Here is an 11,816-nt window from a genome sequence, read left to right as displayed (position 1 = left end):
GGGGCAAAGCAATGGTCACAGCCGGGCCAGTGTTACACCGCTATGATTCCGAACGGGAATCCTCTCGCCGGGAAAGCGCTTCGATCAGCCGGTCGAACTGCTTGTTGGTGCGCAAGTTGATGTCGCGCTGGGGGAACGGGATCTCGATTTCATTCTCGTGGAACAGCGCCCAGACCCGCTTGAGCACGTCGGATCGAACGTTGCCCAACCCCTCTTCGGGATCGTCGATCCACATCCGAATCTCGAAGTTCAACGAGCTGTCGCCAAAGCCGACCATGAACGCGCGCGGTTCGGGATTGGTGAGAACACGCGGTGTATCCTTGGCTGCCTGAAGCAGCAGTTTCTCCACCAGGTCCATGTCCATGCCATAGGAAACGCCGACGGGCACTTTCACCCGCACGTCGCGCGAACTGTAGGACCAGTTGACCACCTGGTTGATCATCAGGTTTTCGTTTGGGATCAGATATTCGGTGCGATCGCGGGTGATAACAGAGATTGCGCGAATGCCGATCTTGCGGATCTGGCCAAAGCTTTCCTGCCCGGCCTGGTCCGTCACGGAAATGACGTCCCCCGGCTTGATCGACTTGTCCATCAGCAGGATGATCCCCGCGATCAGGTTGCCAAAGGTTTTCTGCAAGCCGAAACCGATGGCGAGGCCGAAGGCGCCGGAGAACACGGCAAAGGCGGTGAGATCGATCCCCAACATGCCGATCCCGATGAAGAAGGCGATCGCCCATATGAAGATGCTCGTAATCTTCTGCGTCAAAAGCCGCTGCGTATCGTCGAGCCGTGTCGCGCGGCGCACCAATCGCCCGCTGATCCGGGTGAGCATCCAGGCGCCGACGATTACCAGCAGGATCACACCGATGATCAGCAATCCGTTGAGCACCGAAAACTCTGTATTGCCTAAGGTTATGCTCCACGAATCGAGCTTTTCCAGGATTGCCCCGGCCGTCTCGCTCTTGGACGATACCGATTCCTTGATTCCGCCGGTTGCAATGGCATCTTGCGCGGTCGGAGGTGCCTGTTCGGCAAGGCTCCAGGCCTGGCCGGGGGGCGGCGGTGTGTCAGTGGCCAAGGGTGAGGGGGAGGGTGAGGTAGGTGTCGTCATGATGCTTTCATTGCAGCAAAGCCCCGTTCAAGATCGGTGATCAGATCCTGCGGGTCTTCCAGTCCTATCGATAGCCTAACGCCCAGCCGGTCATCCGGGTCCCAACCCGTCAAGGGCCAAGGCAACAAGGCGCGGATCGTGTCCGGGTCGAACGGCAGTGCAAGGCTTTCAAAGCCGCCCCAGCTATAGCCGATCCCGAACAGATCCAGCGTGTCGACCAGCCGGGCGCGCGCAGACTCGTCAGTCCCCTTGAGCACAAAACTGAACAAGCCGCAGCCGCCGGTAAAGTCGCGGAGCCACAACTCATGGCTCCTGTCGCCTGGAAGCATCGGGCACAACACATGCGCGACTTCGGGCCGGGCCTGGAGCCACTCCGCCACTTCGATCGCACTGGCAGTCGATTGTTTCAGCCGCACGCCCATGGTCCTGAGACCGCGCAGCGCCAGCGCCGCATCGTCGGGCGAAGCCACCTGGCCCAATTGCTGGCTGGTCCGGCGCAGCGCGTGATACCACCGTTCGCCCGCGCTGGCAGAGCCCATCATCAGATCGGAATGCCCGCCTACATGCTTGGTCAGGCTCATCACGCTGATGTCACACCCATGCTGAAGTGCGGGAAAGCCCAGCGCCGTGGCCCAGGTATTGTCGATCAGGCTGACGGCGCCCCGTTCGCGCGCGATCGCTGCCATTGCGGGTACATCGCACACTTCCATGGTCAGGCTGCCCGGGCTTTCAAGCCACACGGCGCGGGTCTTTTCGCAGAAGGCGTGTTGGTAGGCTTCGAGGTTGAGCGGATCGAAAAAACGGTGCTCGACGCCCCAGCGCTTGAGCAGGCCGCGGGCGAAATTGCGGCTGGGTTCGTAGGAATTGTCGCTCACCAGCAATACATCGCCGGGCCGCAGCACCGCCATCAGCGCACTGGCGATCGCAGCAACTCCGCTGGGATAGAGCACAGTGCCATGCGCTCCCGGCTCAAGCTCGGTCAACGCCTCCGCCAGCGCCCACTGTGTCGGTGCACCGCGCCGCCCATAGTAAAATGTGCCATCGGTATTTTTGCCCAGCGCCGCCTGACGATCGGCCTCGCTGGCAAAAAGATGCGTGCTTGCACGCCATACCGGCGGGTTCACCACCGCGCCGGTCCATTCCTTGCGGCGCCCGGCTTCTACAAGCCTGGTGGCGGGTTTGCGGGGCGGGGGCTTGCCGCTCACAGCGATACTGTGGCCTTGGGCGTGCGCGGATCGCTGCCCCAGTCGAGCCAGCTTCCATCGTAAAGCGCAGTGTCATCATATCCAGCCAGGTGCAGCGCGAACAGCAGTACGCAGGCCGTAACGCCGCTGCCACAGGTGGTCACCACAGGCTGGCTGGGATCGATTCCAGCGTCGATGAAGGCAGAGCGCAGTTCGTCAGCCGGTTTAAAGGTGCCATCCTCGCGGAAGAGCTGGCCGAACGGCAGGTTGCACGAGCCGGGAATATGCCCGGTCGGTTGGCCATGAACCTCGTCAATCGTCGTGCCTGAAAACCGGCCCTTGTCGCGCGCGTCGAGCACCTGTTCGCTGCAACTGTCGAGGTTGGCGAGCATATCTGCCTTGAAACGGACGCGGCTGGGCGCTGGCAGGGAAAAGCTCTGCGCGCGCAAGGGGGCGGCAACGCCGCTTTCGAGCGGGAGCCCGTCTGCCTTCCATTTTCCGAGGCCACCATCAAGGATCGCGACATTGGCAAGGCCATGCGCGCGGCACAGGAACCAGGCGCGCGCGGCGGTTTTAACTGCCGAATCGTCATAGAAGACAATCCGGCTTTGCGGGCCGGCGCCGCAGCGCGCCAGTTCCATCGCCAGCTGTTCGGGGCGGGGTAGCGCCTGCGGCACTTCCGACGTGTCATCTACCATCGCGGTGAGATCGAAAAAGCGCGCGCCGGGGATATGCGCACTGGTGAATTCCGCCTTCGCATCGCGTTCTGCCGCAGGAAGGTGACGCGAAGCGTCGAGCACGATGAGATCGGCTTTGCCAAGCCGCTCTGCAAGCCATTGGGTGGAAACGAGACTGTCCATGGCCAATGGATTAGCGCTGCATTCGTGCCGCGTCGAGGGGGATGGCTTGACTGCTTCAATCGAGCGGGCGGGCCTGTGCGCCTTCATAGCCGCCCGGCGGCCCATTCAGGGGCAGCGGGTGGAGCTTGCCGCCAATCGCGCCGGATTCAAGCCCGACCAGGAAACTGCGCAAATGCGGTTCGCTGCCCGCGCATTCGATCCGCAAGCGCGCCAGAGGGACACACAGCGGCACCTGACCTTGCTGAAATATCTCGATTTCGTTGAGCGGCAACCGAAGCTCACCGCTGACGGTGGTGCTCTGGTGCGGCCCGACCCGTTCGATGCTGGAATTGGCAGGCAGTTCGATCAAGCCAGCGGCCAGTTGCTGCTCCACCGGCAAATGGCGGCGCGCGCTTACCAGGTCGGCGCAGATGGACAGGTTGCGCAGCGCCCTGTCGGAGCGATTGGCGATGGTCAGCCGGTATTTCAGCGTCAGCACCATCATGCTGCGCGTCAACCGCTCGACCTCGAATGTTGTGCTGATGCGCACCGGGGCATCGGCAACTTCAATCTCAGATTGGGCATTTATGCCCGATCGAACCACAGGCGGTTCGATTCTGGGCGCGAACCGCGCAGACCGCCGCCGCGCGATCCACCAACCTCCCAGCGCGCCCAAGCCAAGTGCCGCCATTATGCCAGCCACCCAGGGCCACCATTCAGGCAAGGCTGGCTGCGGGCTGGATGCAGCTTCGCCTTCGGCTGCTGCTGCGGCCTCTCCAGTCGCCGCCTGCTCGGGTGTGAATACCGGCAAGTTGTCGAGCGGAGAAGGGCCCGATTCCGGGATGGCTTCAGAATTGGTTTGCGCCGGGCCTGGTGCAGGCGTGGGAGTAGCGGTCTGGCGGGGGCTCGGCTGCGCCGTCGGCGTAATGCGCTGGGTTGGCGCCGCCGCAGGTGTCTGCGCGGGTCGGACCGTTTGCATTGGTGCCGGGGTTGGCAGGGGTGTCGGCGTCGCAGTGGGAATCACGCGAGGTCCGATCGGCACCAGACCGCTGTCATCCACCGGCCCTTCCACATTGGGCGTTGGTGTAGGGGTGGGATTGGGCGGCAGGGTAAAATCCTGCGGGTTCTGCTGCGCTGCCAGCGGCGTGGCGGCAAGGGCAAACACAATCGCGGCAAGGGGCAGGTTGGGGCGGGTCATTATCGGCACATGGTGGGCAAAGCGGGAGCGGCGCTGAATAGGCACTTAACCTGCGGCATTCCAGCCAATAGCTTGCGCTGGGCGTAACTTCGCGGCAACAGCGCTGCATGAGCGACACACCATCCCCTCAGTTCCTGGGCAAGCAAAGCGAACTGCCCGCTTCGCCCGAACAGGCGCAACTCGATTACGTGCCCAACCCGCGCGAGGGCGCACTGTATCTGGTGCGGTTTGCCGCGCCGGAGTTTACCTCGCTGTGTCCGGTGACAGGCCAGCCCGACTTCGCGCATCTGGTGATCGACTATGCCCCAGGCAAGACGATCGTCGAATCGAAAAGCCTCAAGCTGTTTCTGGGCAGTTTTCGCAACCACGCTGGTTTTCACGAGGATGTGACTGTGGGGATCGGCCAGCGGCTGACGGCGGAAATGAAACCGATATGGCTGCGCATCGGCGGATACTGGTATCCGCGCGGCGGCATTCCGATCGATGTGTTCTGGCAAAGCGGGCCTGCTCCCCAAGGGCTGTGGGTGCCCGATCAAGGCGTTGCGAGTTATCGCGGGAGGGGTTGAGTCCTGAACTCCTGGCCCCGTAAAGCAAATGGTGCCGGCTGGAGGATTCGAACCCCCGGCCTGATGATTACAAATCAACTGCTCTACCAACTGAGCTAAGCCGGCACGTTTCTTTTCGCCCTATCGCTGCGCTGCTTGAGGGCGAGCGCCCGCTAGCCTTAAAGCGCACCAAATGTCCAGCCTTCAGTGCGCGCGATGTCAGGCGTCAGGCCCCGCGGCTGCCAGTAGGCCGGCTTGTGTGCAACGCGCCGCAGCCAGGCGGCGGTAACCAGCGCATCGGAGGAATGATCGTCAATCGGGCCATGCCCGGGCACAGGCGGCGAATCGAGTTGGCCCAGCGCGGCGTTGAGTTCGGCATAGCTCCTGAGCTTGGTCTTGCCCCCGCCAACACTTCCGCCGCCAACACCGCAGGCACGCGCGGCAATCGAGGTGTACATTTCGACCACCACCGGGCCGCTATCGGGCAGCGGGTCAACCGGCCACACAGACACGTGCCCGCGCAAACGGTGCAGCATGCGCATTCCGGTGAGCGAGCTCTTGCCGACCTGTGCCGCACCAACGAGGTTGAAATTGCTGACCGGGCGCACACCCTGCTGGCGCTGGGCGGACTCCGCTATGCGGAAGCGCCCTTCGCGGGTTGGCGCATCGGGCAGGTGGAACCGGTCGCCCACATGGTCACTGGAATGGCGGAAATAGCGCGCGGCCTGCGGGTGGCTGACGAAGCTGCCGCATTCGAGATTGGGATCATGGGCGCAGATGTCGTCAATCAGCGCCCACAGAGCCTTTGCGTGTTGTGGGCTCCCTTCCCAACCGGGAAAGAAGTCGCCCGCATCGGCATGCGGCAATGAAATGCCCAGATCCATGCCCACTAGCGTATCTTGCGGGATGCCGTCGCGCAGCAGCACCAGCACATCCTCGCGGGCCCAGCCGCGCGGCGGCGGCTCAACCAGGACCGGCGGCCCGCCACCTGCATCGGCCAGCGAAAGTGCAATACCCCTGTGCCGTTCACCCTTCGCGCCCGACCAGTCGATGGCGAGGAAGTGGGTGAAGCGTTGGGGGCTCACTCTTTGTGATCTCCTGCGCAAGCAGGAGTCCAGGGCAACTCGAGCGCAGCCCATCTGGGTTCCTGCTTTCGCAGGAACTCACAAGTCATCTTTGCGCTCCGTCCGCAATCGTTCCCAATAGGCAATCCGTTCGCGCACCTTTCGTTCGAAGCCGCGCTCGACCGGCTCGTAATAGCTCTGCGGCTGCATCCCTTCGGGCCAGTAATTCGCGCCGGAAAAGCCTTCGTCCGCATCGTGATCATAGGCATAGCCCGCGCCATAGCCGATATCCCTCATCAGCTTGGTCGGCGCGTTGAGGATGCTTTGCGGCGGCATCAGACTGCCGGTCTCCCTCGCGCTGCGCCATGCAGCTTTCTGCGCGGCATAGGCCGCCTTCGATTTGGGCGCGGTGGCGAGGTAGAGGCAGGCCTGCACGATCGCCAACTCGCCTTCGGGGCTGCCCAGAAACTCATAGGCTTCTTTCGCTGCAAGGCATTGCACCAGCGCCTGCGGATCAGCCAGGCCGATATCCTCGCTGGCGAAGCGTACCAGACGGCGCAGCACATAGAGCGGTTCCTCGCCTGCGGTGAGCATCCGCGCCATGTAATAGAGCGCGGCTTGCGGGTCAGACCCGCGCAGGCTTTTGTGCAGCGCGCTGATGAGGTTGTAATGCCCCTCGCGGTCCTTGTCATAGACTGCAACGCGGCGTTGGAGGAATTTGCCCAGAGCCGCCGGGTCAAGCGGCCCGGACCCATCCGCGCCAATCTTCGCGTTATAAAGCGTTTCGGCCTGGTTGAGCAGGAATCGCCCGTCGCCATCGGCGCTGGCGATCAGCGCCTGCCGCGCTTCGGGCGTCAGGGGCAGGGGGCCTTCCAGTTCCTCGGCCCGGTCGAGCAATTTGCTCAGTGCCTCGTGATCGAGCCGTTCCAGGATCAGCACTTGCGCGCGGCTGAGCAGTGCGGCGTTGAGTTCGAAGCTGGGGTTTTCGGTGGTCGCGCCCACCAGCGTTACCGTGCCGCGCTCGACAAAGGGCAGGAAGCCATCCTGCTGAGCGCGGTTGAAGCGGTGAATCTCGTCCACGAACAGCAGCGTCTTCTGGCCTGCACCCGCCAGCCGGTCAGCTTCGGCGAAAGCCTTTTTGAGATCGGCGACGCCGGAAAACACCGCGCTGACCGCAACGAAGCGCATGCCCACCGCATCGGCCAGCAGGCGCGCTATGCTGGTCTTGCCGGTGCCGGGCGGCCCCCACAATATCATTGAGGAAAGCTTGCCCGCGGCGACCATCCGCCCGATCGCACCTTCGGGGCCGGTCAGGTGCTCCTGCCCGATCACCTCGCTCAATGCGCGCGGGCGCAGGCGGTCAGCCAGTGGCGCATCCGCGCGCGGTTCAGCCGGCACGGAAGAGGTTGGGGCAGGGTCGTCAGCGAACAGATCGGCCATTGGTCGAGTTTCATAGGACGTTCGTCGCTCAAATCCATCACGCTCTTGCAAAGATACGTCTAAGATATATCATAGAGCTATCTAGACATAGCAGGAGATACAAGATGACCTGGAGCAAGCATCGCCGCTTTAGCGGTTCGTATGCCATGCCGTGGCTGGCCATGATGGCCGCGAACAGCGGCAATTGGGGCGCCTCACAGCGCGGCGGCTGGGATGACGAAGACGAAGACTTTAACGGCGGACACCGTCGGCGCAGGCGCCGCATGTTCGCGCAGGGCGAGTTGCGTTTGGCGCTGCTGGCGCTGGTGCGAGACGAGCCGCGCCACGGCTATGAACTGATCAAGGCGATCGAAGAACTGACCGGCGGCGAATACGCGCCAAGCCCGGGCGCGGTCTATCCCACCCTGCAAATGCTCGAAGATGAGGGCATGATCGCCGAGGCCGAAGCCGAGGGCTCGAAGAAGCCCTATGAAGCCACGGTTGACGGGATTGCCGAACTTGATGGCCGCGCGGATGAAGTCGATGAATTGATGCGGCGCCTTTCCGGCATGGGGGAGCGGCGTTCGCGCGTTCGCTCGCCCGACCTGTTCCGCGCCATGGGCAATCTCGCCAGCGTGCTCAAGAACCGCGCCAAGGCTGGCAAGCTGGACAAGGCCGCGATGGACGAGATCGTCGATATTATCGACGAGGTTGCCAAGCGCATCGAACGCATGTGAACCCTTAACGCATTTGCACGGCGCAGGATCACATTATAGTTTCCCTCCATTGAGCTGGCCTTGTGCCAGACTGGGAGGGGAGACGGAGAATGAACGAAGCAACCAAGGCGCCGTGGCATCTTTGGGTGGTGGGCGTAGTCAGCCTGCTGTGGAACGGAATTGGTGGCTGGGACTATACGCAAACCCAGCTGCGAAATCGCGAATACATCGCTTCGATGACTGAGCCTATGGGCATTTCGGTTGACGACGCCGTGGCATATTACAACGCCTTTCCGCTCTGGGCAGATGTTCTATGGGCATTTGGCGTGTGGGGATCAGTGGCCGGATCGCTGCTTCTGCTGCTGCGCAGCCGGTTTGCATTTCATGCGTTTGCACTGTCGCTGGTGGGCCTGGTAGGCGGAATGTTCTATCAGTTCGCCAACCCGATGCCGGGTTTCACTGACACGGCGACGCCGATGATCTTCACTGCGGTGATTTTCGCCATCATCGTTGCGTTGATCTACTACTCCCGCAGTATGACGGTTAAAGGCGTCCTACGCTAATTCGATCGCGGCCTTGATCCTGGCTGCGTCGGCGGCACGTTCTTCCTCGCGCCGTTCGACCAGCCGGATATAGGTTTCGGCAACTACCTGGTTGATCGCGTCCCAGCTGTATTCGCGGGCCTTGCGTTCGCCTGCTTTGCCGTGCGCGCGGCGCAGCGCATGATCGGTACAATAGGGGGCGATCGCCTCGGCAAAGGCGGCTGTATCGCCGGGCGGGACGAGTTGCCCGGTCTCATCCGGGTCGACCAGCGAAGACGCGCCGGTTGCTCCTGCGGCGACCACCGGCAATCCGCTCGCCATCGCCTCCAGCGTCACATTGCCGAAGGTTTCGGTGATCGAGGGGTTGAGGAAGATGTCCCCGCTGGCGAGAGCCTGCCCAAGGCCAGCCCCGGTCTTGAACCCGGCAAAAATGCCGCCGGGCAGCGCCTGCTCGAACCACCCCCGCGCCGGCCCGTCGCCGATTACGAGAACCTTGTGCGGGACCTGGCGTTTCCGCAGCTGGATGATGGTGTCGGCAAAGACATCCAGCCCCTTTTCCATCACTAGCCGACCCAGGAACACAACCGCCACGTCGTCATCTTCAAGTCCGTGCGCGCGGCGCCACTCCATGTCGCGCTTTGAGGGATCGAATATCGTCCGGTCGACACCGCGTGACCAGATCGTGATATCGTCATGCATGTCCTGTGCGATCAGGATTTCGACCATGCTCTGCGATGGTGCGACCAGTGCATCGCAGCGGTTGTAGAACCGCCGTAAAATCCATTCGATCGGCCGTTCCAGGAAGCCGAGCCCGTAATAACGCGGATAGGTTTCGAAGCGGGTGTGAACCGAGGCGAGCACGGGAATATCGTAATCCTGCGCCCATCGCAGTCCAGCATGGCCCGATGGATCGGGAGAAGAAAGATGCACTATATTGGGCTCGAACCGCAGCAGATCATGCTTTACGCGCCGCCCCAGCCCCAGGGGCAAACGGTATTCGCCGCGGCCCTTCACCGGCATGCGGACATTGGGTACACCCACCAAATCGCCGGTCGGCTCGAAATCGGGATTGGCAACCTTGGGCCCATAGACGCGCACTGCGGCGCCCTGGCGCAGCAGATACTCAACCAGCCGGTTCAGCGCCTGGTTGGCGCCGTCGCGCGTATAGTTGTAATTGCCGCTGAACAGGGCAATGCGTAGATCGCTTGTTTGCATATTCGCGTGTGACATAATGAGACTGCGCCCGCTTGGCGAGGGGGCATGTTGTTTCGCCCCTTTCTCCTGCCAGCCAGCGCGCCTTGCCGCAAAACAGGAATGGCGCGCGGACATGCCGCGCGCCACCTTACCTCAGGCCTGAGTTTTGCCCTGCGCTCCCGGCATGCCGGGAGTTTGGGCCCAAATTCAGCTTCCTGACATCCCTTTCACACCGCCCAACACCATCTCGTAAAGGCGGCGCGCGACCAGCGAAGCCGAAGCGCCCGCTGCAAGAATGGCAAGATTGCCGAAGATTGCCGCAAGATATCCACCAACTACCGGCACACCTGAAAGCACTGCGCCGATTGCAGGGAATACCAGCACGGCCAGGAACATCCTCACCGCACTGTCTTGCGATGCGGTTATTCCTGCCACGATACCCAGCAAAAGGATTACAAGTGCGACGTCCAGGCCAGGAATGTTGACCACTCCCGCAACGATTGCCAGTATGATGCCAAGGGCAGATACCAGTCCCCCAATTTTCTCCATTAGTCACTCCTCTCCGTTTCCCATAGAGGCCTGCGAGACTAGCCGAGAATGCGCCGTGTACAAAATTTCATGCTGCGCGGTAAATAATTGTATTTACACACGTAATAGTGATTTCCACTGCTTTCTTTCGGCGCTTATGCTGCAGGTAGCCCGGGATGGACCGACTTTGGGCTGCGACGAATCGTTGCGGATTGGCCCTCTCCGCAGATAAATGCACGGCTTGACTTGCTGCGCCGCAGCACTAATGGGGCCAGCGGGCCACGCGGTCCCAACGCCGCGCGAGCTCTCTGCAAGGAGAGTCTTAAATGACTGAATGCCGAGTACCCGCACGCAAACCCGTGCGTCCGCAATTCTCTTCCGGTCCCTGCGCCAAGCCGCCGGGCTGGTCCCCTGACAAACTCGCCACCGAATCGCTCGGCCGCTCGCATCGTTCGAAGCTCGGCAAGGCGCGCCTGGCCTATTGCATCGATCTGATGCGCGAAATTCTGCAGGTGCCCGATACGCACCGCATCGGCATCGTGCCCGGATCTGACACCGGCGCTGTGGAAATGGCGATGTGGACCATGCTGGGCGCTCGCCCGGTTACCACGCTGGCGTGGGAAAGCTTTGGCGAAGGCTGGGTGACCGATGCGGCAAAGCAGCTCAAGCTCGACCCGACTGTGATCCGCGCCGATTACGGCCAGCTGCCTGATCTTGGCCAGGTTGACTGGGGCAGCGATGTCATCTTCACCTGGAACGGCACCACCTCGGGCGTGCGCGTACCCAATGGTGACTGGATCGCGGCTGACCGCGAAGGCCTGTGCATTGCGGATGCGACCAGCGCGGTGTTTGCGCAGGACATCCCCTGGGACAAGGTCGATGTGCTGACCTTCAGCTGGCAGAAAGTGCTGGGCGGCGAGGGTGCGCATGGCGTGCTGATCCTTGGCCCGCGCGCAGTCGAGCGGCTCGAAAGCTATACTCCGGCCTGGCCACTGCCCAAGGTATTCCGCCTTATGAGCAAGGGCGCGCTGGCTGAAGGCGTGTTCAAGGGCGAGACGATCAACACCCCCAGCATGCTGGCAGTGGAAGACGCGATTTTCGCGCTTGAATGGGCGAAATCGGTCGGGGGCCTTGAGGGTATGAAGGCGCGCGCCAATGCCAATGCCGCCGCGATCGACGCGATCGTGCGCGAGCGCAACTGGCTTGGCCACCTGGCTGCCGATCCGGCGATCCGTTCGAACACCAGCGTGTGCCTGACGGTCGAAGGTGCGGATGCAGATTTCATCAAGAAGTTTGCCGGCCTGCTCGAAGCGCAAGACGCGGCCTATGACATTGCGGGCTACCGCGATGCACCGCCCGGCCTGCGCATCTGGTGCGGCGCGACCGTCGACACCGCCGATATCGAAGCGCTTGGCCCGTGGCTCGACTGGGCCTGGGCAAGCCTGGAGGCCTGATCCCTTGTGCGTTCCTGCGGAA

Annotated in this window: 12 protein-coding genes and 1 tRNA gene; 4 read left to right on the top strand and 9 right to left on the bottom strand. The window is 62.4% G+C overall.

Features of this window, described 5'->3' with window-relative positions:
• Positions 1 to 40: 40 nt before the first annotated feature.
• From ACX3VQ_RS03195 to ACX3VQ_RS03180, 4 genes are read right to left on the bottom strand one after another with little or no spacing between them, the layout of a single operon-like run.
• Positions 41 to 1,111, bottom strand: coding sequence for a mechanosensitive ion channel family protein (locus ACX3VQ_RS03195; RefSeq protein ID WP_462579508.1), 1,071 nt, complete (start codon positions 1,109 to 1,111; stop codon positions 41 to 43).
• Positions 1,108 to 2,316 carry a cystathionine beta-lyase gene (gene metC, locus ACX3VQ_RS03190; RefSeq protein ID WP_462579507.1) on the bottom strand — a complete coding sequence of 403 codons (1,209 nt, stop codon included), beginning with the start codon at positions 2,314 to 2,316 and terminating at the stop codon, positions 1,108 to 1,110. The genes ACX3VQ_RS03195 and metC overlap by 4 nt, the downstream gene beginning before the upstream one ends.
• Positions 2,313 to 3,155, bottom strand: coding sequence for a sulfurtransferase (locus ACX3VQ_RS03185; protein ID WP_462579506.1), 843 nt, complete (start codon positions 3,153 to 3,155; stop codon positions 2,313 to 2,315). The genes metC and ACX3VQ_RS03185 overlap by 4 nt, the downstream gene beginning before the upstream one ends.
• A 55-nt stretch (positions 3,156 to 3,210) precedes the next feature.
• The gene (locus ACX3VQ_RS03180; protein WP_462579505.1) at positions 3,211 to 4,332 is read right to left on the bottom strand and encodes a hypothetical protein; all 1,122 of its coding nucleotides are present in this window, start codon (positions 4,330 to 4,332) and stop codon (positions 3,211 to 3,213) included.
• Between the two features lie 107 nt (positions 4,333 to 4,439).
• On the opposite strand from ACX3VQ_RS03180, the gene queF reads away from it, so the two are divergent.
• Positions 4,440 to 4,898: a preQ(1) synthase gene (queF, locus tag ACX3VQ_RS03175; RefSeq protein ID WP_462571584.1), complete on the top strand. Its 459-nt coding sequence runs from the start codon at positions 4,440 to 4,442 to the stop codon at positions 4,896 to 4,898.
• Positions 4,899 to 4,927: 29 nt separating this feature from the next.
• Here queF and ACX3VQ_RS03170 read toward each other — a convergent pair.
• The 3 genes from ACX3VQ_RS03170 to ACX3VQ_RS03160 all read right to left on the bottom strand — a co-directional run bounded on the left by ACX3VQ_RS03170 (position 4,928) and on the right by ACX3VQ_RS03160 (position 7,381).
• Positions 4,928 to 5,003: transfer RNA gene (locus ACX3VQ_RS03170), tRNA-Thr, on the bottom strand.
• Between the two features lie 53 nt (positions 5,004 to 5,056).
• A complete protein-coding gene (locus ACX3VQ_RS03165; protein ID WP_462579504.1) occupies positions 5,057 to 5,962 on the bottom strand; it encodes a hypothetical protein in 906 nt (301 codons plus the stop codon).
• A gap of 78 nt (positions 5,963 to 6,040) precedes the next feature.
• A complete protein-coding gene (locus ACX3VQ_RS03160) occupies positions 6,041 to 7,381 on the bottom strand; it encodes a replication-associated recombination protein A (protein WP_462579502.1) in 1,341 nt (446 codons plus the stop codon).
• A 104-nt stretch (positions 7,382 to 7,485) separates the two neighbouring features.
• Here ACX3VQ_RS03160 and ACX3VQ_RS03155 point away from each other — a divergent pair, with 104 nt between their 5' ends.
• Both ACX3VQ_RS03155 and ACX3VQ_RS03150 read left to right on the top strand, forming a co-directional pair.
• Positions 7,486 to 8,097 carry a PadR family transcriptional regulator gene (locus ACX3VQ_RS03155; protein ID WP_462571587.1) on the top strand — a complete coding sequence of 204 codons (612 nt, stop codon included), beginning with the start codon at positions 7,486 to 7,488 and terminating at the stop codon, positions 8,095 to 8,097.
• An 89-nt stretch (positions 8,098 to 8,186) separates the two neighbouring features.
• Entirely contained in the window at positions 8,187 to 8,639 is a 453-nt protein-coding gene (locus ACX3VQ_RS03150) for a hypothetical protein (RefSeq protein ID WP_462579500.1), read from the top strand.
• Here ACX3VQ_RS03150 and ACX3VQ_RS03145 read toward each other — a convergent pair.
• Positions 8,631 to 9,833, bottom strand: a complete 1,203-nt coding sequence (locus tag ACX3VQ_RS03145; RefSeq protein WP_462571589.1) for a glycosyltransferase family 4 protein — start codon at positions 9,831 to 9,833, stop codon at positions 8,631 to 8,633. The genes ACX3VQ_RS03150 and ACX3VQ_RS03145 overlap by 9 nt on opposite strands.
• A 186-nt stretch (positions 9,834 to 10,019) precedes the next feature.
• Positions 10,020 to 10,361: a hypothetical protein gene (locus ACX3VQ_RS03140; RefSeq protein ID WP_462571590.1), complete on the bottom strand. Its 342-nt coding sequence runs from the start codon at positions 10,359 to 10,361 to the stop codon at positions 10,020 to 10,022.
• A gap of 305 nt (positions 10,362 to 10,666) precedes the next feature.
• On the opposite strand from ACX3VQ_RS03140, the gene ACX3VQ_RS03135 reads away from it, so the two are divergent.
• Positions 10,667 to 11,794 (top strand): phosphoserine transaminase, encoded by a 1,128-nt coding sequence (locus ACX3VQ_RS03135; RefSeq protein WP_462579499.1) that lies wholly within the window; start codon positions 10,667 to 10,669, stop codon positions 11,792 to 11,794.
• The last annotated feature ends 22 nt before the right edge of the window (positions 11,795 to 11,816 follow it).

It is taken from the genome of Altererythrobacter chaiwopuensis (assembly GCF_054957735.1).
The sequence above is the reverse complement of the archived record's forward strand: the minus strand, read 5'-3'. Positions and strand labels throughout refer to the sequence as shown.

Coding starts and splice junctions, on each gene's coding strand:
- ACX3VQ_RS03195 (WP_462579508.1), bottom strand. CDS start 1,111: ATGACGACACCTACCTCACCCTCCCCCTCACCCTTGGCCACTGACACA.
- ACX3VQ_RS03185 (WP_462579506.1), bottom strand. CDS start 3,155: ATGGACAGTCTCGTTTCCACCCAATGGCTTGCAGAGCGGCTTGGCAAA.
- ACX3VQ_RS03180 (WP_462579505.1), bottom strand. CDS start 4,332: ATGACCCGCCCCAACCTGCCCCTTGCCGCGATTGTGTTTGCCCTTGCC.
- queF (WP_462571584.1), top strand. CDS start 4,440: ATGAGCGACACACCATCCCCTCAGTTCCTGGGCAAGCAAAGCGAACTG.
- ACX3VQ_RS03160 (WP_462579502.1), bottom strand. CDS start 7,381: ATGGCCGATCTGTTCGCTGACGACCCTGCCCCAACCTCTTCCGTGCCG.
- ACX3VQ_RS03155 (WP_462571587.1), top strand. CDS start 7,486: ATGACCTGGAGCAAGCATCGCCGCTTTAGCGGTTCGTATGCCATGCCG.
- ACX3VQ_RS03150 (WP_462579500.1), top strand. CDS start 8,187: ATGAACGAAGCAACCAAGGCGCCGTGGCATCTTTGGGTGGTGGGCGTA.
- ACX3VQ_RS03145 (WP_462571589.1), bottom strand. CDS start 9,833: ATGCAAACAAGCGATCTACGCATTGCCCTGTTCAGCGGCAATTACAAC.
- ACX3VQ_RS03140 (WP_462571590.1), bottom strand. CDS start 10,361: ATGGAGAAAATTGGGGGACTGGTATCTGCCCTTGGCATCATACTGGCA.
- ACX3VQ_RS03135 (WP_462579499.1), top strand. CDS start 10,667: ATGACTGAATGCCGAGTACCCGCACGCAAACCCGTGCGTCCGCAATTC.